A 22,041-nucleotide genomic window follows, 5' to 3' on the forward strand; every position below is an offset into this window, starting at 1 on the left:
TGCCATGGCTGAACTGACACAGTGGGAGTACGCCACAATTCCGCTCATCATCCACAACACCAAGGGCATTCTCGACCAGTGGGGCGAGGACGGCTGGGAGCTGGTCACCGTGCTGCCCGGCCCCGACGGCAACGCCCCCGTTGCCTATCTGAAGCGCCCCAAGCAGTAAGGAGCTGATCGGTTTGTCGCAGGTCGAAGAACGCCTCTCTGCCCTCGGGCTGACTGTCCCCGAGGTCGTGCCGCCGGTGGCTGCCTACCAGCCCGCCGTCGTCGTCGATAATGTCGTCTACGTCTCCGGTCAGCTGCCCCTGGTCGGCGGCGAGCTGCCCGCCAAGGGCAAGGTCGGTGCCGAGGTGACCCCCGAGCAGGCCTATGAGCTGGCCCGCCAATGCGGTCTGAACCTGGTTGCCGCACTGAAGTCCGTGGTGGACCTCGACCGGGTCACCCGGATTGCGAAGGTCGGCGGCTTCGTGGCCTCCACACCCGATTTCACCGGTCAGCCGAAGGTCATCAACGGCGCCTCTGAGCTGCTCTCCGAGGCCTTCGCCGATGCCGGCACCCACGCCCGCAGCGCAGTCGGCGTTCCGGTGCTGCCGCTGGATACTCCCGTAGAAGTCGACCTGATCGCCCACCTGTGAGGTTTGACGGGCACTGGATCGGCGCTCGCATCGGTCGCTGGCCCTAGGCGGCCCGCTTCCCTCAGCTCCCTTGCCCAGCACTCCGCCAAAGCCACACAGGAATGCCCATGAACAATTTTGTACCGGTAATAGTCGGGACGGATCTCAACGCCTACCACATGGCGGCCTCCTTCCATGAGGCCTATGGGATCAAGCCCCGTGTGATCGGGAAGGTGCAGCTGGGCTTCACCAACTACTCCACGATCATCGGCGAGATCAGCTATGTGGAGAACCTCGACGACGCCGAGGTCTTCGTCCCTGCCCTGCGCGACTACGCCGCGCGGCTGATCACCGACCCCGAGATCGCCGGTAAGCGGCTGCTGCTGGTGGGCACAAGTGACCACTACGTCCGGCTGATCATCGAGAACGCCGGGCCGTTGAGCGAGTACTACCGGTTCAACTACCCCAGCGAGGAACTCCTCAACGCCCTGCACGTCAAGGATGCCTTCTACCCCTTGGCCCAGCAGCATGGGCTGGAGATCCCCGAGACGCATATCCACGAGGTCGGCCAACCGGTGGAGGAGCTGACCGGCGCGATCAGCCGCTATCCAGTGATCCTGAAGCCCGGCAACTCGGTGGAGTACTACCGCAATAAATTCGAGGGCCAGGAGAAGGTCTACCGGCTGAACTCAGCCGAAGAGGTTTCTGGCGTCGTCGCCCGTATTGCTGATTCCGGCTACCGCGGCAGCCTCATCATCCAGGACTTCATCCCCGGTGACGATACGTTCATCTGGGATTCGGTGCTGTACCTCAACACTGAGGCCAAAGCGGAGTTCGTGAACTTCGGGCAGGTGCTGTTGCAGGAGCATGAGGCCTCCGCGATCGGTAACTACACCGCGATCCTCTCCCGGTTCAACCGTGAGGTGATGACCCAGCTCAAGGAATTCCTGGAGGCTATCGGTTATACCGGGATCGCCAATGTGGACCTCAAATACGATGCCCGCGACGACGCCTTCAAGGTCCTGGAGGTCAACGTCCGGCAGGGCCGCTCCAGCTGGTACGCCACTGCCCAGGGCCATAACCTGGCCGGTTACCTCGTGGAGGACCTCGTCCACGACAACCGCAGCGCCGAATGCGCCTTCGTGGATAAGGAAGTGCTGTTCACCGTGGTGCCGCAGTACATCCTGAAGCAGTACGTCACCGCCGATTCCGTGCGCGAGGATGTCGCCCGGATGATCCGCGAGAAGAAGGTCCGGAACCCGCTCTACTACCGCGGGGATAAGTCCCTGCTGCGGCGGGCCTGGTTGGCGGTGCGGGCAGCCCGTTACCGCAAGAAATACGCCAACGCGACCTGGAGCAAGGACCTCTAATACCTAATGCCATCCCGCTCGCGCGGTCAGTGAATATGCAGCCTACCGAGAGCGCTGCTTGATGCGCTGGATGTCCAGGATGACCACGGCGCGGGCCTCGAGCCGCAGCCAGCCGCGCTGAACGAATTCTGCCAGGGCCTTGTTGACGGTCTCGCGGGATGCGCCGACCAGCTGGGCCAGCTCTTCCTGAGTGAGCTCGTGGGCGACCAGGATGCCATCGGGTGCCGGGCGGCCGAAGCGGTCGGCCAGATCCAGCAGTGCCTTGGCCACACGGCCGGGCACATCGGAGAAGACGAGGTCAGCCAGGGACTCATTGGTGCGTGCCAGGCGCTGGGCCAATGCCTGCAGCAGCTGCACGGAGATATCCGGGTTGGAGGCGATGACCTCTTTGAGGTTCTGGTGCTTCAGGCCGGCCAGTCGGGTCTCGGAGACTGCGGTGGCAGTGGCGGTACGCGGCGCGGGGTTGAACAGCGCCATCTCGCCGAAGATCTCACCGGGGCCGAGCACAGCCAGGAGGTTCTCCCGGCCGTCGGGGGTGGAGCGGCCGAGCTTGATCTTGCCGGAAACGATGAAGTAGAGCTGATCGCCCTGGTCGCCTTCGTGGAAGACCGATGAGCCGCGGGAGAGGTCCACTTCGGTGAGCTCATTGGTCAGTGCTGCGAAGACGTCGTCGTCGAGCGTGGCGAAGAGGGGCGCGCGGCGCAGCACATCGAGATCCATAGCCGGAGTCCAATCCTAGTTGTGAGGTAATCAACTTTTGTCTTAGAAGTTACCAGGTTGTAGCCCCTGGTAGCTAGCGAATCATCCCGTGTTGTTCTGGGGAAGGGCTCCAGGTATGGGATTCTGGTGTGCGTGACTTTTCTGGACGTGATCCTGGTGCTGGTGCTGCTGGGTTTCTTGGTTTCCGGGCTGGCACGTGGGGTTTGGGTGACCGTCGGGGGTGCTGCAGGGTTCCTGGTCGGAGCCACCGCCGCGTTCTTCGCGATCCCGCTCGTGGCGGGCTGGGTGCCGGATCCGATGTGGCGAATCGTGGCCGTCATCGGCTGTTCAATTGTGCTGGTGGTGGCCGGTCATGGGCTGGGCTCGGCTGCCGGCCATGAGATCCAGCGGATGTTCAAATCCCCGACCATCAAGTACGTCTCAGCGCTGATCGGCGGTGTGGTCAATCTCATTGTAGCCGTCGTCGTTATTGCGGCCCTGAGTTTCTCGGTGCAGGCCATGGGCTTCCCGCAGGTCAACCAGCATATGAAGCAGTCGGCTGTGCTGCAGGGGATCAATTCGATGATCCCGGAGCCGGTGGAGGCGATGTTCGCCGATGTGCGTTCGACGGTGATGGCCTCCGATATCCCGGAGATCGCTCAGCTGCTGGTCCCGGAGAGCGATGAGGTGCCCGACAGTGAGGAGCTGACCGAGGCCGCGGAGGCGACTTCGCAGGCGGTGGCCAGGATTTCCGGGGTTGCCGAGCAGTGCGGGCAGTCCCAGTCCGGATCCGGTGTGGCGATCTCCCCGACCCGTGTGGTGACCAACGCGCATGTGGTCGCCGGTGTCTCGGAGCCCTCGGTGGAACTGCGCAGCGGTGAGATGGTCACCGGCCGGGTGGTGCATTTCGATGAGGCCAATGACCTCGCGCTGCTGGCTGTGGATGAGCTCTCCACTGCCCCGGCTCCGGTGGCGGGTCCGATGAATGTCGGCTCCCGCGGCTATGTGATGGGGTATCCCGCCGGTGGACCATTTGTGGCCGGGACCGCGCTTGTTCAGGCCAGGGATGTCTCTATGGTCAACAACATCTATGGGTCATCGCCCTCTGAGCTGGAGATCTATCAGCTCAATGCCGATGTTCGTCAGGGCAACTCCGGTGGTCCGCTGGTGGACGCCGAGGGGAACGTGGCGGGGGTTATCTTCGCCCGCGCCATGGAGGGTAATGCGGTGGGCTTCGCGGTTACCGCCGAGGAGGCCGGCGATGTGCTGACCAACCCCGATGCCTATACCGAAACTGTCTCGACTGGGGAGTGTGTGAGTCGCTAGCCCCGCAGCTGGGCGGCGAGGTGCTCGACGGCGAAGCGATAGCCAGTGATTCCGGCCCCGGCGATCACAGCGCTGGCCAGCGGAGAGACATAGGAGTGCTTCCGGAATTCCTCGCGGGCATGCACATTGGACAGGTGCACCTCGACGACGGGTAGGTCCACGGCCGCCAGGGCATCAGCGATCGCTACCGAGGTGTGCGTATAGGCGGCGGGGTTGATGACAATTCCGTCCACGGCGCCGCGGGCGGCCTGAATGGCATCCACCAGGACACCCTCGTGATTGGACTGGACGGTCTCGATCTCCAGGCCATACCTCGCAGCGGTCGATCGACACAGCTCGTTGACGTCCTCGAGGGTGTCGGAGCCGTAGATCTCCGGCTCGCGGGTCCCCAGCAGGTTGAGGTTCGGCCCATGCACAATCAGCAGTCGACCATTCATCGTTCGCTCGCTTCCCACACTTCGCTGTGCGAACCGCGGGTCCCCGGCTCGCTCTCTTAGCCTATGCGAAAGCGGTGGGTCGGAGCCTTCGACACCGGAGGATCCTCCCTGACGTGGCCCACCCGGATCACAGATCCGCGCGGGTCCCAGACGTCAGGGACCCCTGTGGCGAGGCTTTCGGCGAAGCCGAAAACTCGCGAAGGAGGAGGTGTTGAGGCGGAGGGGTACCCGCCGCTTTCACAGAACCAGGAAGGCTTAGCTGCCGTGCTTGGTGCGTAGGCGCTGGGCGTCTCTTCGGTACATCGCAGCGTGTTCGGTGAAGTCACTGCGACCAGTTGTCACCGCACGTTGGTCGGTGAACTCGGCGAGTTCGTCCAGCCGCTCGGCTGCGACTTCCAGTACCTCGCTTATTGAGTAGTTCACCCCATAAGCCTCTATGAGCAGCTTCAGGCGAGTCTCGCGGTCGCCGTCGCGGTTTGGCTCCAGCCCGACTGCATCCTCTGCGAAAGGCGCAAGGCGGTAGGCGAGGTATGCCAAGTCCCACAGCCGGGACCCGGGTGAGGCCATATCGAAATCGATGACCCCCGAGACCCGGCCGTTTCGCAGGATCAGGTTGTACGGGGCGAAATCGTTGTGGCAGATGACCTCCACCGGGTGGTGGGTTGCCGATCGCCATGGGCCTTTGTCGGGAATGAGGGGAGCGGTGGCCTCGTGGAACCGTCGCAGCATCGCCGCGGCATCCTTCAGCAGAGCAGGGGACCACAGCTCGGCCGGAGGCAGGTCGGCAATCACCTCCCCCGGTATGAAGGTGAGGATTTCGCGATTCTCTTCGTCCAGGCCCAATGGGCGCGGAGCCTCAGAGAAGGATACGGCATTGAGCCGCCGGAGCAGCCGGTGCACCGCAGGAGTCCAGGGACCGGCAGTCCGCCTGACGGTATCGCCGACCCGAAGAACCGGATCCATATTGCCGCCGGTCAGGAGTTCCCGGTCTGTGTGGTCCATGACGCCTACGGTATCTGCCTCAGTATTAACTCAGCTGCGGGCCGGCAGAACTCAGGTTGCGAAAGCGGTGGGTCGGAGCCTTCGACACCGGAGGATTCTCCCTGACGTGGCCCACCCGGATCACAGATCCGCGCGGGTCCCAGACGTCAGGGACCCCTGTGGCGAGGCTTTCGGCGAAGCCGAAAACTCGCGAAGGAGGAGGTGTTGAGGCGGAGGGGTACCCGCCGCTTTCACAGAACCAGGAAGGCTTAGCTGCCGTGCTTGGCGCGCATATCCTGGGCGATCTTCTCCATCACGGAGGGATCAGCCAGGGTGGAGGCGTCGCCGACCTCGTCGCCGTTGGCCACGTCCTTCAGCAGACGCCGCATGATCTTGCCCGAGCGGGTCTTCGGCAGCTCAGGCACCACCAGCACATTGCGCGGCTTGGCGATCGGACCGATCTCCTGACCGACATGGGTGCGCAGCTCCTGCTCCAGGGCCTCGACATCGGAGGTTGCCTCGGTGGCCGAACCGGTCAGGATCACGAAGGCGACCACGGCCTCACCAGTGGTGGCGTCCTTGGCGCCGACCACCGCGGCCTCGGCCACAGCCTCGTGGGCGACCAGCGCGGATTCGATCTCCGTGGTGGAGAGCCGGTGCCCGGAGACGTTCATAACGTCATCGACGCGGCCCATGAGCCAGACGTCGCCGTCGCCGTCGTACCTTGCACCATCCCCGGCGAAGTACAGATTGCCGAACCGGGCCCAGTAGGTCTCCTTATAGCGGTCGGGATTCTTATAGATCCCGCGCAGCATCGCAGGCCAGGGCTCCTTGATGACCAGCAGGCCGGCCTCGCCCTTGCCCAGTGCCTTGCCCTCCTCATCGACCACGCCGATCTCCACACCGGGAACCGGGGTCTGAGCCGAACCGGGCTTGGTGTGGGTAACACCGGGCAGCGGGGCGATCATATGAGCGCCGGTCTCGGTCTGCCACCAGGTGTCTACAATCGGGGCGGGATCAGCCTTGGGTTCCTTGCCGGGACCGTTATTGGCGCCGATGACCTCGCGGAACCACAGCCAGGCCTCGGGGTTGATGGCCTCACCCACGGTGCCCAGCACGCGCAGGCTGGAGAGATCGTACTTATCCGGGATCTCGCGGCCCCACTTCATGCAGGTCCGGATCAGGGTGGGGGCGGTGTAGAACTGGGTGACCTTGTACTTCTGCACAATCTCCCAGAGCCGGCCCTTATGCGGGGTGTCCGGGGTGCCCTCGTAGATCACCTGGCTGGCGCCATTGGCCATCGGCCCGTAGACGATATAGCTGTGCCCGGTGACCCAGCCGACGTCGGCCGAGCACCAGTAGACATCCTGCTCAGGCTTGAGGTCGAAGCTGTCCCGGTGGGTAACCGCAGTCTGGGTGAGGTAGCCGCCGGTGGTGTGCAGAATGCCCTTGGGCTTCCCGGTGGTTCCGGAGGTGTAGAGGATGAACAGCGGGTGTTCAGAGTCATGGGGGACGTATTTGTGCTCAGCGGACTGGCCGGTCACCAGATCGTGCCACCAGATATCGCGGCCCTCTTCGAAGTCCACCGACTCGTTATTGCGCTGGACGACGACGACGTTCTCCACGGTGTGTCCGGGAGCGGCCAGTGCGGCGTCCACATTCGGCTTCAGCGGGGAGGGCTTACCGCGGCGGTAGGAGCCGTCGGCGGTGACAACCAGTTTGGCCTCGGCGTCGTCGACCCTGGAGCGCAGCGCATCGGAGCTGAATCCGCCGAAGACCACTGAGTGGATGGCCCCGATCCGGGCGCAGGCCAGCATGGTGACCACGGTCTCGGGGATCATTGGCATGTAGATGGCCACCCGGTCGCCCTTGGCCACGCCCAGGGATTCGAACGCGTTGGCCGCACGGGAGACCTCGTCCTTGAGCTCGGCGTAGGTGATCTCGCGGGTGTCGCCGGGTTCGCCCTCGAAGTAGATGGCGACCCGCTCACCGTTGCCGGCCTCCACATGCCGGTCCACACAGTTGTAGGAGGCGTTGAGCTCCCCGCCTACGAACCACTTGGCGAAGGGCGCATCCGACCAGTCCAGAGTCTCGGAGAAGTCGGTGTCCCAGCTGAGAGTGCTGCGGGCCTGGTCTGCCCAGTAGCCCAGCCGGTCAGCCTTGGCGGCGTCGTATTTATCGGCCTTAGCGGTGGCCTGCGCCGCGAACTCCTCGCTGGGAGGAAATGTCTGAACATCGTCAGTCGGCGTGGTGGTCATGTATGTACCTCCTTGGGCAGACGTGCTGTGTCTAGCCTCACAATAGCGTGATTCGGCAGCTCGGGGCGAGACGGAGGTCACAGTGTGAGGCAGCTCACGTGATGAGCGGTAGGGATTGTGTCCCGAACGGTCCAGCAGCAGAGTTCATCAGTGTCCGTAAACGGTCCCTATAGGGTGGTGGACGATGGATAAGACACTCATCGGCAAGAAGCGCCGGGTTCGGAAGGTCAACCGCATCCTCGGGGAGACCTACCCCTATGCGGTGGCTGAGCTGGACTTTGAGAACCCCTTCGAGCTGTTGGTGGCCACTGTGCTTTCGGCCCAGACCACCGATGTGCGGGTCAATCAGATCACCCCGGAGCTCTTCGCGCGGTACCCGGATGCCCATGCGATGGCCGCCGCCGATGAGGCTGAGCTTGCCGAGATGATCAGGCCCACCGGTTTCTATCAGGCGAAGACGCGCTCGCTGCTGGGGCTGGCCAACGCTCTGGTGGACGACCACAACGGTGAGGTCCCGCCCTCCATGGAGGAGCTTGTCAAACTCCCCGGAGTGGGGCGGAAGACTGCATTCGTGGTGCTCGGCAGCGCCTTCGGCAAGCCGGGGCTGACTGTGGACACTCATTTCGGCCGTCTGGCCCGCCGACTGGGCATGACCGAGGAGAAGGATCCGGTCAAAGTCGAGCATGCGGTGGCTGAGCTCTTCGAGCCCAAAGACTGGACCGACCTCTCCCAGCGGCTGGTCTACCACGGCCGCAGAATCTGCCATTCCCGGAAACCGGCCTGCGGGGCCTGCCCGGTGGCGCAGCTGTGCCCCAGTTATGGGACCGGGGAGACTGATCCCGAGGAGGCGAAGAAACTGCTGAAGTATGAGATGGCTCCCGGGCGTGAGGAGCTGCACCAGAAGTACCTGGCCGGATACACCCGGCGTCAGCTGCGCGCAGAGGGGTACTCCCTTGGAGCTTGAAAACAACGACGACGCCGGGGCCCAGAACCGCCTGCGGCTCGACTCCGGGTCCGTGCAGCTGCGTGAGGCGCTGCATCAGCTCGTGGAGACCGGCCACCGGTATTCCACGGAGTATGCGCAGGAGGCCGCAGCCGGTGAGTTCTGGCGGATGGACGGATTCCCGCCGAAGTTCTCCGCTGGTGAGGATATTCGGCAGGCCGCAGTGCTGGTGTTGTTCTGGAATGAGCCCGAAACCGGGGCAGTGCATGTTCTGCTGACCGAGCGCAGTGCTCATCTGAGCAAACACCCGGGACAGATCTCTTTCCCGGGTGGAGCGGTGGAAGAGTTCGACGACGACGTCGCCGCCACAGCCCTGCGTGAGGCCCAGGAGGAGGTCGGGCTTGATCCGGCTCGGGTAGAGGTGCTGGGCGCGCTGCCGCCGGCCCCGGTGCCGATCAGCGGTTTCAATGTGACCCCGGTGATCGCGGTGACTGATGACCCAGGTGTGCTGGCCCCACAGGTCGGTGAGGTCGAGCATGTGCTCAAGGTTGCTCTGGCTGACCTCGTGGAGCCGGAGAACCGCTACACCGCGGTGGTGAAATTCCGCGGCAATCGCCTGCCCTCGCCCTCCTTCTGGCTGACCCCGGGCACCGGCGGGGTGTTCGTCTGGGGGTTCACCGCCATGCTGCTGGACCGGGTGACCCGGCGGCTGGGCTGGTCCCGGCCCTGGGACACCACCCGGGAAGTGGATCCGCATACCTTCGGCCGCGGTGACTAGCGCAGCGGCTAACGATTTCCCCAGCTCCGCCTCTTGGGGCGCGGCACGCCGGAGCCTCCACAGAACTGCTAAGGATTCGGTTGTAGCCGCCCGTCCCTGGGCACGCTGTCTGCTATGGGAGACAAGCAGACGACGACGCCGGCCCGGCGCAGGGAGCGCCGTGGGGATGGCGAGCAGGACGAGTCCAGCGTCCTGTTGGTCGCCCGGGACCAGCAGTTGGCCGATGACCTTTCTCTGATCGCCGCGGTGGTAGGTGTCCGCCTTGACCTCTTTCATGACTGGGCCCAGGTTGAGCAGCCGGTGGAGGCGCTCGCGGTCATCTGTTCCGCTGAGACTCTGCCGCCCAGTGAACAGCAGGCTGAGGCTACCCTGCTGGCCGGGCACGCCACTGAAGCGGTCTGGGCCGCAGCTGCCCAGATGCCGGGCCTGACACCGGTGCCGCTGCCAGCCGGGGAGCGTTGGCTGACCGAGTATCTCTCCGCCCGGGTGCTCGACCGCGCCCAGGGCCAGGTCATTGCTGTTGCCGGGGCAGCCGGTGGGGCCGGGGCAACCACTTTCGCCTATCTCTGCGCCGCCGAGCTGGCCGTCCGCGGTTCCAACCCCCTGCTGGTTGACGCCGTGGCAGGGCCCAGCTCCGGGGCCGCAGATCTGGTGCGCACCGCCCGGAGCACCGGAGAACTCACCGGCGGGGATCTGGACTGGACACGCCTGTGCCGGATTGAGGGTGAGCTCTCCCCTGCTCACCTGCATACCGCCGTGCCGTTGCGCGACGGTATCGGCATGCTCACCGGCACCGGGCCGACGGCGGAGCTGACCGGGATGCTCGGTCCCGCGGTATCCGCCGGCAGGCGAGCCTTCGACGTCGTCGTGGTGGATATTGGGCAGCGCGCGGAGATGCTGACCGCCCTGGGGGAGCAGGTCGATGAGCTGGTCATCGTCACCCGGGCCTCCCGGCGGGGCGTAGACGCCGCTGATCACTTGCTGAGCTGGGCAAAGCCCCGTACTCCCCGGATTGTGCTCAACGGTGCCTGCGCACCCGGTTGGAGTCCTACGGATGTGGAGGAAGCCCTGGGCGTGCCGGTGGCCACCGATCTTCCCGAGCAGCGTTGGCTGCGTAAGGCCGATGATCTCGCAGATGCCTATGAGCTGCTGCGCAGCCGCCGGGGAGCGGGAATCATCGCCGGACTGCTGCAAGCGGTGGGAGCGGCCCATGGATGAGCTGAAACTGGAGGCTCTGCGGGAGAAGCTGACCTCCTCGGCCGAGCCGGTGACCGCGGGTCGGATCGCAGAAGTGGTGCGTGCAGAGGGCCTGGCTCTGGCCTCGGGGACCACCGCCCAGCTGGTCAAAGCACTGCGTGATGAACTGGTTGGTTTAGGTCCGCTGCAGCAGTTCGTGGACACCCCCGGGGTCACCGACGTGGTGCTTGACGGTCACGGCCAGATCTGGACCGACGGGGAGCACGGGCTGTGTGAGACAGGGGAGCGGATCGGCAGTGAGGAGCAGGCCCGCGCACTGGCCCGTCGGCTGGTCTCGGTGGCCGGCGGCCGTCTGGATGAAGGCCACCCCTGTGCTGACGGACGGATCGGCAACTGCCGGATCCACGCGGTGATCCCGCCTATCGCTGTAGAGGGCACCATGATCTCGGTGCGGGTCTCCCGGGGTTCCAGCGCCACCCTTGAGCAGCTGGCCGGACAGTGGGCAGCACCGGAGCAATGGCTGGCGGTGATCCAGGCGCTGGTGGCACAGCGGCGCAACCTGCTGGTCTCTGGGGCCACCGGATCTGGGAAGACCTCCCTGCTGGCGGCCATGCTGAGTGAAGTTCCCGTCCGGGAGCGGATTGTGATTGTTGAGGACACCACCGAGCTGGCCCCTGATCACCCGCATGTGCTGCATCTGCAGGGCCGTCAGGGCAATGTGGAAGGCGCTGGCCGGGTTCAGATGGGTCAGCTGGTCCGTGAGACGCTGCGGATGCGTCCGGACCGGCTGATCGTCGGCGAGTGCCGGGGCGCGGAGCTGCGGGATTTTCTGACTGCGATGAACACCGGGCACTCCGGGGCCGGCGGAACGGTACATGCCAACTCCCCTGCGGCGGTGCCCGCGCGGCTGGTGGCCATGGGAGCCCTGGCGGGCCTGGCCCCGGAGACCGTGACTGTCCAGGCTGCAGCCGCCCTGGACGCCGTTATCCATGTGGAGCGCCGGTCCGGACAGCGGATGCCAGTGGCGCTTTCGGCCCTGACCTACGACGGCGGCAGACTGCAGATGGTCCCGGCCCTCACCACTGAGGGGGAGCGGGCAGTGCGCGGACCGGGATTTGAAGGGCTGCTGGGATGAGTCTCTTCCTGCTCCTACTCACAGCTGGTGCCGGTGCCGCCGCGGTGCTCATTGCTGTTCCGCCGACTGTCCGGTCTGAGCGCAGCGACGTGAGCCTCAGGCTCACGCTGAGCCGAGCACGCAGCTGGGTCGCTGCCAGGCTCCGGCCCCGCACTGCGCAGACCCGCAAACACGCCGCGGAACTGCTGCGTCAGTTCTCCGCGCTGCTGGTTTCAGGGCGTGGAGAGGGCCAGGCCTGGGCCGATCTGCGCAACCACTGGCACCGCCGGGACCCCGAGCACCCCTTCACCGCGATCTGCACCCAGGTTGCGGCTTCCGAGCAGGCGGGCACCGGGACTGCCCACGGCCTGCGCCGCTGCCTGGAGGCTGATAGCACGGCAAACGACCCTGAGCTCAGCCGGCTGGTCTCCCGGCTGCTGGCAGTTACCGCGCTCTCCGAGCAGACTGGTGCGCCGCTCTCTGGACTGGTGGAACAGCTGGCTGAATCCCTGGATGATGCCGCTGAGCTGGCCGGGGCGGTGGAGACCGCCACTGCAGGCCCCAAACTCACCCAGCTGATCCTCACCCTGCTGCCGGTCGGCGGAGTCGCGCTGGGCCAGATCATGGGAGCCCAACCGCTGAGCCTGCTGCTGGGCGGCGGGCTCGGCCTGGCCTGCCTCACCGGCGGAATGCTGTGCCTGCTGGCCGGCCGGGCCTGGAGCCAACGGATGATCCAGGCGGTGAACAACCATGTCTGATGCCCTGCTGGTGCTCACCGCCGCGCTCGCCGCAGCTGCCGCAGTGCTCATCCTGGTGCCCGCCGAGCATAAAACTGCCCACCTGCATAGGCGAGTTTTCGGCAGAATCCGCTCTCGTCGTCGTGAGCAGGGCGGGGAGGAGGCTGAGGCACCGATCCTGCTGGACCTCACCGCAGCGCTGCTGAGTGCCGGGGTGGGGATTGAGGCGGCCCTGGACCGGCTGGCCCGGACAGTTCCGGGGGCCCAACCACTGGCTGCAGCCCACCGGGCACTGGCTGCCGGGGCGCCCTGGGAGCAGGCCACGGAGTTAGTCACCGACCACCAGGATCTGCACAGCTTCTGCGACCACCTCAGCTTCGCCTACGCCACCGGGGCGCCGAGCACCGGGATGCTCAAGGCCGCGGCAGCCCGCGCCCGCGCCGAGCGAAGAGCCCAGGCCGAGGCCGCCGCCGAGAAGCTCGGGGTCAAAATGATGCTTCCCCTGGGATTCTGCTTCCTGCCCGCCTTCATCCTGCTCGGGGTTGTACCGGTAGTAGCCAGCCTCATCCCCGAAACCCTCGGCTTCTAAATCTTCTCCCCAGGCAGTTGGGCTGCCTGCTGGAACCAGGAGCGCAGCCGAGCCTCGTCGACGTCGTCGTCCTCGTAGATGTCCAAATAGCGGACCTCGGGATGTTTGGAGGCCTTGGGCGGTTCCGGGTCCAAGGAGGTCCCGCGGAAGAACTGCAACTGCACGTAGCGGGTGTAGCAACGGAAAGCAGTGAACCACCCATCGCCTGTCATGCCGTAGAAGGGCTGGTTCCATTTCACGGCCTTATGCGCCTCCGGCACGGATTCCATGATCAGCGCGTCCAGCCGCGCCCCCAACTCCGATTTCCAGCCGGGCATCGCAGCGATGTAGTCCTGCACCGGGCCGTCGCCTTCACCCTTGGGGATCTGCGGGTTGCCACCCGATAGCAACCGCGGCCCCTGCTGCTCACTCATGCCCCTCATAATAAAGGGTCAGCTGCCGTGCAGGGCCTCCGGCGGTCCGGCGCGCGAGGTCTGCTGCGTGCTCAGCTCGGCGGGGAGCAGCTCGGAGAGTACGACGACGTCGAAACGCTTGCTCACCGTCACCCTCACCTCAGTGGGATACTCACCGCCGACCGAGCAGGACTCCAGCTCCACGCCGTTGCGGGCAGCTACCTGACCGGCCACTGTGCAGGGGTCCCCGGTGTTCAGCCCGCGGGCGGTATCGGCCCCAGCCAAGGCAGCAAGGTCCGCCGCGCGGGTGGCATGCGTTGTGGCCACCGCCACGGCGCCCAGCACAGCCACCAGGGCCAGGAGGAGGATGAGCACGGCGATGATTCCCACGGCGACCACTGTTCCGGAGCCGCGATCCTCGGTATGAGCACCGCGGATCACGGGACATCCCCCAGGCTGGCCAGGTGCTCGGTCCGGGCGTGAGCTTCAGCAGACTGCTCCGCATTGAGCTCGATCAGACCGAGCACGCTCACCTGCCGGGTGAGGACCACTCGGCTATATTCGCCCTCGGCGGAGATCGCTACTGAGACATCATCCCCGGCGGTTTCCCGGGCGATGCTCTCAGCAGCAGCGGCAGTCTCTCCGCGGGCCAATTCCCTGGCGGCAGCACGAGCGCCGTCCTCCAGGGCAACCCGGGCCGCTGACTGGAATCCCAGCGAGAGCACCAGCAGCAGCACCAGGATGATCCCGGGGATGGCCAGCGCGAACTCAGCAGTCACTGAGCCGCGCTCGGCCTCAGCGGAACCATGGGAACCATGCCGTCTCATGAGGCGCACGCCCTACGGGTTCAGGGCCTGCTGCACGAGCGCTTCCAACCAGCCCCGAACTGTGTCCGAGGTCAGGATGGCGGTGAGCAGTCCGGCAAAAGCTACTGCTGCCACGGTACCCCGGCTAACACGTACTGTTACGCAAAGACACATCGCCTTTTGGGGCGCTGAAATTCAGCACGGTCAAAATATGATCCATCCGCAAGCGACCTTCACGCCAAACTTCGGTCGCTTATCGGCTGTAGGGAGCCAACGATCTGTTACCAGCAACCACAAGGGAGTCGACCAGCATCTGCCAGTCCCCGAGACGACCAAGTTCCTCCGCAGCGTTACGTGTTTCCTTAAGCCAATCATTTAGCAGCCACGGCTGCCTGACCGTAACGCGCCCGGACTGGATGCACAGGTTCGCAACCCACGCAATGCCCCGTGTCACCTGCACGTTTATTGGAAGTCTCTTCAGGAGACGGACGAGCGCTTCGACACACCTAGCCTTACCCCGTCCTAAAGGAAGCCAACTCTCAACCAAGTCGAGTAGATCTTCGGCACAGACCCAGTCGATGGCTTTTCTCGTGACTTCGTTCTGCAGTCCTGAGGCCCACGGCAGAGGGTCGGGAAGCAGAGCGGCCGCTGCCCAATCGCCCCAGTGGTGGTGAGCGTACGGACTCACGTCATCATGGTGATAGGTGATTCCGTGACGGAGGACCGTCGGCCATATGCGCCGCGCGGCATTGGCGAGGTCTTCATTCTCGGCGCCAGCTGCAGCCAATCCGTGCAGGAAGTTCAACATGCTGCTTGCTTCAACGCTCAGGATGTCGAGTTGTGCCAATACTGGTGACGAGTCACAACCTTTCGCGTACACCTTTAGGAGCGCCCGTGCTGCGACAAGGGTGTGGGTGCCGCGGTCATCTGCGCCCACACCTTGTTGCGCGTGTGCCACCAGAGCCCGGCCCTGAACATCGAGCAGAGTCGCAAGGAATGAAGCTGCTGCCGCAGTGCGGCAGTGTTGGGTAGCTTGAGCGGCTCCAAGGCCGCGGATGGCTGGGTCGAGTACTTTGATGTACACCCTTCCACCAGGGAGGTCCTCAAGCCGCGTGACGATGTCGCCTTCGATGGGAGCCAGCTGTCGGCCGTGCCCACTTTCGTTCCACGGACCGATCTCCGCGTTGCGTGCGGTCTCGAGGAGCCAGTCCAGGGCAGTTTGGTGCATGCATGGATCGCCATTGCAGGGGGAGGACCAAATGACGTCACAGCCGCGGGCAAGGAAGAGCCGAGTTTCCTGGGGGGCATTGCCAGCTATTGCAAACCCTGCATCCACGACGTCACGCACGCTACCGGCCGCACTGTTCAGTGCTGCGGCTAGCTCGGGGGTTAGGAATGCCGGCAGCGCGTGAGCTACAGCACGGTCGGCGCCGAGATCAAAGTACTGACCGTCATCCCCCTGGTTTTCGACATCACTGAACGAGGACGCGAGTTCAAGGACGAACTGGATCGCCAAGGCCGCATAGTCGCCAAGCGCGTCCAGGTCACCTGCAGCGGCTCTCTCCACCGCCGCCCGGATGACGTGAGCAACTGCGTCCGTGAGACCGATCGCCTCAAACTCTTCCTCGCTTTGAAGCAGCGCGTGACACGTCTCTAGGTCCGCGGCGATCTCCTCGGATGCAAGAGGGACGCCATCGACGTCCCGTGTACCCGAGCCCCAGTATCGATTCTGGAGTCCCACGATGTTATTGACCGTCCTCTGATAAGCAGCGTTGGCTTGCTGCACGGCGAGCAGTTCGGGTGGCGGTTCAACCTCTACGAGCACACCTTCGGGCACGGACGTTCGCTTGTACTGATCTGCGTCGAGGCTGGCGGCCCAACCCCTCGTCAGACCAGGATCGAAGCGTAACAGATCACCGGTCTCGATGAGCTGCTCGCCGACCGTCTTGAGCGCCTCGATTCGCTCTGCACCGCAATGGGTAATCATGAAAAAGGCGACGTCGCGAGGTGTCCACTGGCGGCGGTTGAGGTTCTTAAGTCCTTCCGTTGACGCCGCAAGGCCGTTACGCTCTTGCGTCGCGCGTGCGAACTCAAGTGTCCACACGTCCGGTTCCGCCAGGAACGAGTCGAGTGCATCGCCGACGACGTCGATGTGACGGACCAAGACGCCATAAAGCATGCCGGGCATAGCGAGATTCTCACAACCTTCTAGGACTAAGTCGACGACTCGACGGGCCGGAATACCGTGCTCCAGCCACATCTCGATGACGCGTTCCATCGCCTGCAGGGCACTCGTCGCCGCGTATGGGCCCACGCTGGTACCGCGGTACCAACTCCAAACGTGCGAATCGCCGACGTATAGCCGTCGGGTACCGTCGATGTTTAGGACACAACCCCTCTCTTCGTCCTCGTTGCCCTCGTCAGTCCCAGCGACCTGGCCGTTCTTGTCTACCTGAAGCGCGAACTGGTCGGGGCTCGTAAGCCGCGATATGGTTCGGACGCGCGCATTGGCACCGCTGTTTAAAATGTTGTTCATTACACGTACGAGAGTCGTCGGGTCCGCGTAATGACACAGCGACCAGAAGCCACCGAAATAGAACATGGAAAAAGGTCCGCCCACGCTCGTCCACCGGCCATCATGTCGCCTGACGCCCTCGTCGTGAAATGAGTGGAGTTCGTCCTCGATGTAGTAGGACTCCATCAACGTGGCGAGCAAATTAGGGTCGCGCTGTGCTATAGCACGAGCGCTTAACGGTGAGTCAACCGCAGGTGCAAGAAAAGATGGCGCGTCTTCAGCGAGGTCGCGCAGGCATGCCTCGGCCTCGTCGTTGAGGTCTTTTCCAAGGAGCGCCAAGGTTTCGACAAAGTTCGCTCTGGTCAATTGGTAGTCCAGTTTGCGGCGCCTTCGACTGCGACGCGGGGTCGAGAAGCCGCCGAACCGAACAGCGCCTGGAATGTCGTCCTCTGGGCGCGGCTTGAGCGGGGGGCAGGCCTTCCAATACTTAAGCACACGTGCCCTCAGAGCGACGCGCAGCTCGTTCCCCTCTGCAGCGTCCGCAAAGACGAGGGCCTGTAGCCAATCCGCAAGAAGCTCGAACGAATCCTCAGAGATGTTCCAAGGTTCCTCATGATCTAAGAGGAAACGGACCACGGCGCCTGCAACGTCTGTGTCGATGAGCCCCCCGGCCCGGTGCCTCTGCCCCACGATTCGGACGACATCGGCGAGCTCCAGGTTTGACCCTGCGTCAGCGATCCCAGCCTTTAGACATTCGTACGCCATCGGTGTCTCCAGAACCGCTTCGACCGGAACATCTGCCCATCGAGCTCCGTGCTTGCCGGCGAATGCCCGGAACCCCGCAATGAAATCGAGGAACCTCTGTTCCGGCCGGACCCTGGGATCCTTTAGCAGACCGTTGCACGCGAGCGTCGCAGCCGATAACGCCCACCTCGGGGCGCCAGCGGCCTCAAGGACCTGGATTAGATCCTGAGCGCGAACAAGCAAGATGGTGGTCGCATAGCGACGCACCTCATCATGGGCAAACTCGAGCTGTTCCTGGTACGGGTTCGCAGGCGCGAGTAAGTGGTCTCGCCTTAGCTGATCGACGGCCTCAGCATCGGTGCCAGCAACGGGACGCAACTCTGGCGGAAGCTGCATTACCGTTGCCGCCGCCGCCAAAAGGGTCTGCTCACGGGCCTGCGCCGACCCGGCGCTAGGACGATTCTCGCCGCGGCCGACGTTGGCCCACACTAAATTCATGCATTCCCACTCGCTAAGTGTGCCATTGAGCCTGACTCCGGTCCGGGCAAGGAGATCGAGCACGACGGGGCGACGCAAGAGAGAGTTCTTTGGCAAATCGCGCAGAACCGGACGTATGAGCGCGAAGTTTTCGGCAACGATCTCGATATCGTCATCACCGAGCAGTTCGACCTCGAACGGGACCACGGACCGACCGAATCCCGTCCTTAGCTGCTCCGACACGAACTCGGATGCAACATCGGAGCTGATCGCAACGACCCCCACGCCGGCAGACTTAGCAGACACTATAAGGTCGCTCAGTAGCGGGGCCGAACGTTCCAGAGCCGCGTCAGCTGCGTCTATGACCAGGACCCTAAGATGAGCAGAAAGTTCAGTCAGCAACTCCTGAACCGACAGGCCCAGAGCAGTATGCAACTCAAAGGTCGAGTGGGGAAGGTTCTTGAAATTCAAGATCACCGCCTCGAACCCGCCCCGGTGTTCAGCCTCTAGTTCCGCGACAGTCGAAATCGTCATCGCGCTCTTGCCCGTACCGGACTGGCCGTGAACCAATAGCGGCGAACCCCCATCGGCACCGGCTGCTAGCAGGGCTTCCCTAAGACGTTCACGCCGATCGGTGAAAGACAGTTCAAGAGAACTGCCGGCAGCGTTATCCCCGATGCTTGCGCGTAACCCGTCTAGCGCCAGCTGCCGGTTACCCTCCATCACCTTCCACGCGGCACTGCTGCGAGTCCGAGCGACGTTCAACAGTCGATGGACGTCACGGCGCAGAACATCGCGATCAACCACGGCACCGACCCGGTCGTAGCGCGCCGCCTCGATCCCAAGCCTGTCCCGAAGTGCCACTCCGTTGGCCCCTGAGTTCGTCACTGGATCCAGATCAGTCGCAACCGCAGTACGATCACGTTCATCTGGTGTTTGCACCGCGAACGTGAGCATGCGAAAACGGCGCAACAGACGCCACGTGAGGTGAGCTACCTCCGCGTCGCTGACGTCACTACCACGCGCCTTCCTGACCATGGCCTGAAACTGGGAGAACCGACTGCGCACTGGCGTGGCCCAACGGCCATCCACATTAGTGGACGCCTCGAACGCAGGCGCGTCTGCGTGTGCCCGAGCGATGTCAGACAGCATAGCGAGCTCGTCCCACTGTTTTGCGTGCCCTGCCGCTGCTACAGCTACCAGGTGCGTGTCGCTGTTGAACTTCTCCACCTCTGCCAGCAGCGAGCCGACCAACTTAACGGTCCCGTCGTCACTCTGCACAAAGTTAGGAGTCGCACGACACGCGACAGCCAGGGTCACCTCCGACGCGTCATCTCCACCGGTGACAAGCAAGTCATCAACGGGGTGTTCTGGGCCGGTTTGGAACGCGATCCGGCGGACAGGTAGCTCAGATAGCTCAGGACGGCGGGACCCAGTCAGGATACTCGCTAAGTACACCGTTGCGACCGAATGCGCGAAGGAGACGCCCCCACCGCCAGTCGAGTATGGGCTGGAACCGGAAAGCACCTCGGTCTTCTGCCTCTTACCGTCCGACGGAACGTTGCTACTTGAGCGGGACGTCTCACCGGAGGATGCGCCCGCATCTTGACCGTCGTGGGGTCTCCCCGCAGTCTTTGGCTCCATTGGCTCCTCCAAGAAAACCTCGCTTGGCCTAGCGGCCATCATCAGCACCGGGACGATAGCGATTACCCAATACTCTCGCACGATCGCGCCGTATATGTATCGCGGAAGGTAGCCGCTTTCGATTGGCGCCATATTTACACTGCGTCTCGGTGGCGTCGCTCTCACCCTGCCTATTAAGGGTTTGAGATCATCGGCCAGAACGTGGTGGCCAGGGTCGCCTCGCGCGGCGTATGGAGGCAATGTAGTTGCTCGGACTCTGGGGGTGAGTCGCTCCTCTGTCGCCCGGGCGCTGAACCGCCCTGAGCCAATCGTCCACCCAACTGGTTAGACGCCGGCTTTTCTGCGGTTGTCGTCTTTGCACAGCATTAGTCCCCTTTCGGGGGGTGCCTCTATGGTTTTCGTCAAGCTGCGAGGGCGTGGCCTGAGCTTCCGCGGGCGTTGTCTGGTTCCTGGTAGAAGGTGCCGTCTCTGAGCAGGGCGTAGAGAGTGTCTAGGCGTCGGCGGGCAAGGGCGATGACGGCCTGTTTGTGGGTCTTCCCGGCAGCGCGTTTCTTGTCGTAGTAAGCCCGTGAAGGTCCGTGGTGCAATGAGGCGAAGGCGCTGTTGAACAGGGTGGATTTCAGTCTCTTGTTCCCGCCGCGGTTGGCGAACTCCCCGCGGATACTGGTCCCGGAACGTCGGGTGGTGGGGGCGATCCCGGCGTAGGAAGCGAGGTGACCGGCAGTCTTGAAGTTCTTGCCGACGACCTCGGTGAGGATTCTGGCTGCGGTCCTGACTCCGACTCCGGGCATCGAGGTCAGGACCTGGTGAAGAGGGTGGGCCTCCACCAGGGCATCAACCTGCTCCAGTACGTTGGCCCGCTGGGAGTAGAGGTCCTTCAACTGCCCGGCGAGGATCGGCACGATCGTGGCGGCAGCCCCGGTGCCGGCAACCACCACGGTCTGGGCATCCAGGGCGTCGAAGATGGCCTCGGTGATCCTTTCAGCCAGGCGGGGGTTGTGTTTCTTGATCCGGTTGCGCACATGTCCCCGGCCAGCGGTCTTCAGTTTCTGCGGGGTCGGCCAGGTGACTAGGGCATCGAGGACCCCGTAGTGGTGCAGGTGTGATCCGAGGGCGCGTTCCAGGCCGGGGTGGATCTGGGTCAGCAGCCCACGTAGCCGGTTCCTGGCTGCGGTGGTCTGGCCCAGCAGATCGTCGTCGAACCCGCTCAGGACGGCCAGTTCGGCGATCTGTTCATCAGAGGCTGCGATCTGCCGCAGCGCAGAAGGCATTGTGCGGGAGGTTTCAGCGATGATGAACGCGTCCCGGGCATCGGTCTTGGCTGAGCCGGCGTGTAAGTCGGCCATCCGGCGCATCGTCAGCCCTGGCAGGTAGGCCACCTCGACATTGTCGGCCTGCTGGGCTACAGCGACTGGTAGTGCGCCGATGGTGGCGGGCTGATCGACTACCAGCAGTGCTGGGCCGTGGGCTGTGGTCAGCTCCGCAAGCAGGGCACAGAGTCTGGTCTCATCGTTGGGCAGAGCCTTGTCGTAGACCTTTTCCCCGGAGCGGCTCAGGGCGGTGGCGTGGTGCTCTGTCTTGCCGACGTCCAGGCCGATGAACAAAGCGAAACTGAGCAGGTCGAATCCGGTCATCAATCACTCCCATCCGGGGCAGGTGTGTCACCAGCGGCAACAGGGCGCTGCCGCGGCCAGTCACCGGCCCGGTGAACCCCATAGGTGGGGTGTGACGGTGGGCGGGTCATGCTCGGCATCCACGTTAGAAAACTGTGAGTCTTGATGGTGGCTGGTCTGGGACCGGCTGGCAGGGTAGGTACTGGCCGTTCCACTCCGTGGCTATGACTCATTAGAAAACTGACTTTTGGATGTCTTTGGCTTGACTTGTCTGGTCGTGAGGTGGTCGGCCGGTACCTGCCCGGCCCACCTCGGTAGCTTGATTAGAAGATTGTCCACCCGCTGGGTGTGACCCGTCACAGTGCTGTTCCGACGTGACCCTTACCCGGACTGGTACCGGCCGGTGACGGCCGTGAGAACCATGTCCATCACGTTGGAAAGGTGCAGTTGACCGTCATGTCTATCGTCGCTGATTCTTATCCATTTGTCGTGGGGGTCGACACCCACGCCCGCAACCACGTCTATGCAATCCTCGCACCCGCCACCGGTGCCCTGGTTGAGACCCGATCATTTCCGACCTCCGCTGCCGGGATCACCCGGGCTATGGCCTGGGTGGCCCGCCGCACTGACGCCGACGCCGACACCCTGTGGGTGATCGAGGGTGCAGCCTCCTACGGGGCCATCCTGGCCGGGACTGTGGCCATCTACGGCTACCCGGTCGCTGAGGCTCCGCGGATGGATGCCAACACCCGCCGCGGGGTGGGCAAGTCCGATGCTATGGATGCCCACCAGATCGCCGCCGCC

The 22,041-nt window shown here is 64.0% G+C and carries 21 protein-coding genes; 11 read left to right on the forward strand and 10 right to left on the reverse strand.

Annotated elements, in window-relative coordinates:
• Positions 1-4: 4 nt before the first annotated feature.
• The 3 genes from HGQ17_RS13505 to HGQ17_RS13515 all read left to right on the forward strand — a co-directional run bounded on the left by HGQ17_RS13505 (position 5) and on the right by HGQ17_RS13515 (position 1,987).
• Complete coding sequence (locus HGQ17_RS13505; RefSeq protein ID WP_168888476.1) at positions 5-169, forward strand: hypothetical protein; 165 nt, start codon at positions 5-7, stop codon at positions 167-169.
• Between the two features lie 13 nt (positions 170-182).
• On the forward strand, positions 183-638 hold the full coding sequence (locus HGQ17_RS13510) for a RidA family protein (RefSeq protein ID WP_168888477.1): 456 nt from the start codon (positions 183-185) through the stop codon (positions 636-638).
• Positions 639-745: 107 nt separating this feature from the next.
• A complete protein-coding gene (locus HGQ17_RS13515; RefSeq protein WP_211090681.1) occupies positions 746-1,987 on the forward strand; it encodes a carboxylate--amine ligase in 1,242 nt (413 codons plus the stop codon).
• 42 nt (positions 1,988-2,029) lie between these two features.
• Here HGQ17_RS13515 and HGQ17_RS13520 read toward each other — a convergent pair whose 3' ends face one another.
• The gene (locus tag HGQ17_RS13520) at positions 2,030-2,707 is read right to left on the reverse strand and encodes a Crp/Fnr family transcriptional regulator (RefSeq protein WP_168888479.1); all 678 of its coding nucleotides are present in this window, start codon (positions 2,705-2,707) and stop codon (positions 2,030-2,032) included.
• A 132-nt stretch (positions 2,708-2,839) separates the two neighbouring features.
• Between HGQ17_RS13520 and HGQ17_RS13525 the strand changes: the two genes are divergently transcribed.
• Positions 2,840-4,012, forward strand: coding sequence for a MarP family serine protease (locus tag HGQ17_RS13525; RefSeq protein WP_168888480.1), 1,173 nt, complete (start codon positions 2,840-2,842; stop codon positions 4,010-4,012).
• Here the strand turns inward: HGQ17_RS13525 and aroQ are convergent.
• The 3 genes from aroQ to acs form a co-directional block, all read right to left on the reverse strand.
• Positions 4,009-4,449, reverse strand: coding sequence for a type II 3-dehydroquinate dehydratase (gene aroQ, locus HGQ17_RS13530; protein ID WP_168888481.1), 441 nt, complete (start codon positions 4,447-4,449; stop codon positions 4,009-4,011). The two genes, HGQ17_RS13525 and aroQ, sit on opposite strands and share 4 nt — an antisense overlap.
• Positions 4,450-4,704: 255 nt before the next feature.
• Positions 4,705-5,451 (reverse strand): phosphotransferase, encoded by a 747-nt coding sequence (locus HGQ17_RS13535; protein ID WP_168888482.1) that lies wholly within the window; start codon positions 5,449-5,451, stop codon positions 4,705-4,707.
• 248 nt (positions 5,452-5,699) lie between these two features.
• Positions 5,700-7,688 carry an acetate--CoA ligase gene (gene acs, locus HGQ17_RS13540; protein ID WP_168888483.1) on the reverse strand — a complete coding sequence of 663 codons (1,989 nt, stop codon included), beginning with the start codon at positions 7,686-7,688 and terminating at the stop codon, positions 5,700-5,702.
• Positions 7,689-7,872: 184 nt separating this feature from the next.
• Between acs and nth the strand changes: the two genes are divergently transcribed.
• From nth to HGQ17_RS13570, 6 genes are all read left to right on the forward strand, one after another.
• Positions 7,873-8,652 carry an endonuclease III gene (gene nth / locus HGQ17_RS13545; RefSeq protein WP_168888484.1) on the forward strand — a complete coding sequence of 260 codons (780 nt, stop codon included), beginning with the start codon at positions 7,873-7,875 and terminating at the stop codon, positions 8,650-8,652.
• Positions 8,642-9,409, forward strand: a complete 768-nt coding sequence (locus HGQ17_RS13550; RefSeq protein ID WP_168888485.1) for an NUDIX hydrolase — start codon at positions 8,642-8,644, stop codon at positions 9,407-9,409. The genes nth and HGQ17_RS13550 overlap by 11 nt, the downstream gene beginning before the upstream one ends.
• Before the next feature lie 114 nt (positions 9,410-9,523).
• Positions 9,524-10,627: a hypothetical protein gene (locus tag HGQ17_RS13555; RefSeq protein ID WP_168888486.1), complete on the forward strand. Its 1,104-nt coding sequence runs from the start codon at positions 9,524-9,526 to the stop codon at positions 10,625-10,627.
• A complete protein-coding gene (locus tag HGQ17_RS13560) occupies positions 10,620-11,741 on the forward strand; it encodes a TadA family conjugal transfer-associated ATPase (protein WP_168888487.1) in 1,122 nt (373 codons plus the stop codon). Before HGQ17_RS13555 ends, HGQ17_RS13560 begins: the two co-directional genes overlap by 8 nt.
• The gene (locus HGQ17_RS13565; RefSeq protein WP_168888488.1) at positions 11,738-12,478 is read left to right on the forward strand and encodes a hypothetical protein; all 741 of its coding nucleotides are present in this window, start codon (positions 11,738-11,740) and stop codon (positions 12,476-12,478) included. The genes HGQ17_RS13560 and HGQ17_RS13565 overlap by 4 nt, the downstream gene beginning before the upstream one ends.
• The gene (locus HGQ17_RS13570) at positions 12,471-13,046 is read left to right on the forward strand and encodes a type II secretion system F family protein (RefSeq protein ID WP_168888489.1); all 576 of its coding nucleotides are present in this window, start codon (positions 12,471-12,473) and stop codon (positions 13,044-13,046) included. Before HGQ17_RS13565 ends, HGQ17_RS13570 begins: the two co-directional genes overlap by 8 nt.
• Here HGQ17_RS13570 and HGQ17_RS13575 read toward each other — a convergent pair.
• From HGQ17_RS13575 to HGQ17_RS13600, 6 genes are all read right to left on the reverse strand, one after another.
• Positions 13,043-13,459, reverse strand: a complete 417-nt coding sequence (locus HGQ17_RS13575) for a DUF1801 domain-containing protein (RefSeq protein ID WP_168888490.1) — start codon at positions 13,457-13,459, stop codon at positions 13,043-13,045. The two genes, HGQ17_RS13570 and HGQ17_RS13575, sit on opposite strands and share 4 nt — an antisense overlap.
• Positions 13,460-13,477: 18 nt before the next feature.
• Entirely contained in the window at positions 13,478-13,879 is a 402-nt protein-coding gene (locus HGQ17_RS13580) for an Rv3654c family TadE-like protein (protein WP_168888491.1), read from the reverse strand.
• A complete protein-coding gene (locus HGQ17_RS13585; RefSeq protein ID WP_168888492.1) occupies positions 13,876-14,265 on the reverse strand; it encodes a TadE family type IV pilus minor pilin in 390 nt (129 codons plus the stop codon). Before HGQ17_RS13585 ends, HGQ17_RS13580 begins: the two co-directional genes overlap by 4 nt.
• Before the next feature lie 12 nt (positions 14,266-14,277).
• A complete protein-coding gene (locus HGQ17_RS13590) occupies positions 14,278-14,379 on the reverse strand; it encodes a DUF4244 domain-containing protein (protein ID WP_324615299.1) in 102 nt (33 codons plus the stop codon).
• A 118-nt stretch (positions 14,380-14,497) separates the two neighbouring features.
• Positions 14,498-19,756, reverse strand: a complete 5,259-nt coding sequence (locus HGQ17_RS13595) for a Cdc6/Cdc18 family protein (RefSeq protein ID WP_211090682.1) — start codon at positions 19,754-19,756, stop codon at positions 14,498-14,500.
• Between the two features lie 269 nt (positions 19,757-20,025).
• The gene (locus HGQ17_RS13600; protein WP_168888494.1) at positions 20,026-21,258 is read right to left on the reverse strand and encodes an IS110 family RNA-guided transposase; all 1,233 of its coding nucleotides are present in this window, start codon (positions 21,256-21,258) and stop codon (positions 20,026-20,028) included.
• A 426-nt stretch (positions 21,259-21,684) separates the two neighbouring features.
• Between HGQ17_RS13600 and HGQ17_RS13605 the strand changes: the two genes are divergently transcribed.
• On the forward strand, positions 21,685-22,041 hold a 357-nt coding region (locus HGQ17_RS13605; RefSeq protein ID WP_168888495.1), incomplete at its 3' end, for an IS110 family transposase.

Source organism: Nesterenkonia sedimenti, assembly GCF_012641515.1.
Lineage (GTDB): Bacteria > Actinomycetota > Actinomycetes > Actinomycetales > Micrococcaceae > Nesterenkonia > Nesterenkonia sedimenti.

Bases quoted from the DNA above. Each gene is read 5' to 3' on its own strand.
- HGQ17_RS13505 (WP_168888476.1), top strand. From the start codon at position 5: ATGGCTGAACTGACACAGTGGGAGTACGCCACAATTCCGCTCATCATC.
- HGQ17_RS13515 (WP_211090681.1), top strand. From the start codon at position 746: ATGAACAATTTTGTACCGGTAATAGTCGGGACGGATCTCAACGCCTAC.
- HGQ17_RS13520 (WP_168888479.1), bottom strand. From the start codon at position 2,707: ATGGATCTCGATGTGCTGCGCCGCGCGCCCCTCTTCGCCACGCTCGAC.
- aroQ (WP_168888481.1), bottom strand. From the start codon at position 4,449: ATGAATGGTCGACTGCTGATTGTGCATGGGCCGAACCTCAACCTGCTG.
- HGQ17_RS13535 (WP_168888482.1), bottom strand. From the start codon at position 5,451: ATGGACCACACAGACCGGGAACTCCTGACCGGCGGCAATATGGATCCG.
- acs (WP_168888483.1), bottom strand. From the start codon at position 7,688: ATGACCACCACGCCGACTGACGATGTTCAGACATTTCCTCCCAGCGAG.
- nth (WP_168888484.1), top strand. From the start codon at position 7,873: ATGGATAAGACACTCATCGGCAAGAAGCGCCGGGTTCGGAAGGTCAAC.
- HGQ17_RS13555 (WP_168888486.1), top strand. From the start codon at position 9,524: ATGGGAGACAAGCAGACGACGACGCCGGCCCGGCGCAGGGAGCGCCGT.
- HGQ17_RS13560 (WP_168888487.1), top strand. From the start codon at position 10,620: ATGGATGAGCTGAAACTGGAGGCTCTGCGGGAGAAGCTGACCTCCTCG.
- HGQ17_RS13565 (WP_168888488.1), top strand. From the start codon at position 11,738: ATGAGTCTCTTCCTGCTCCTACTCACAGCTGGTGCCGGTGCCGCCGCG.
- HGQ17_RS13570 (WP_168888489.1), top strand. From the start codon at position 12,471: ATGTCTGATGCCCTGCTGGTGCTCACCGCCGCGCTCGCCGCAGCTGCC.
- HGQ17_RS13575 (WP_168888490.1), bottom strand. From the start codon at position 13,459: ATGAGTGAGCAGCAGGGGCCGCGGTTGCTATCGGGTGGCAACCCGCAG.
- HGQ17_RS13585 (WP_168888492.1), bottom strand. From the start codon at position 14,265: ATGAGACGGCATGGTTCCCATGGTTCCGCTGAGGCCGAGCGCGGCTCA.
- HGQ17_RS13595 (WP_211090682.1), bottom strand. From the start codon at position 19,756: ATGGCGCCAATCGAAAGCGGCTACCTTCCGCGATACATATACGGCGCG.
- HGQ17_RS13600 (WP_168888494.1), bottom strand. From the start codon at position 21,258: ATGACCGGATTCGACCTGCTCAGTTTCGCTTTGTTCATCGGCCTGGAC.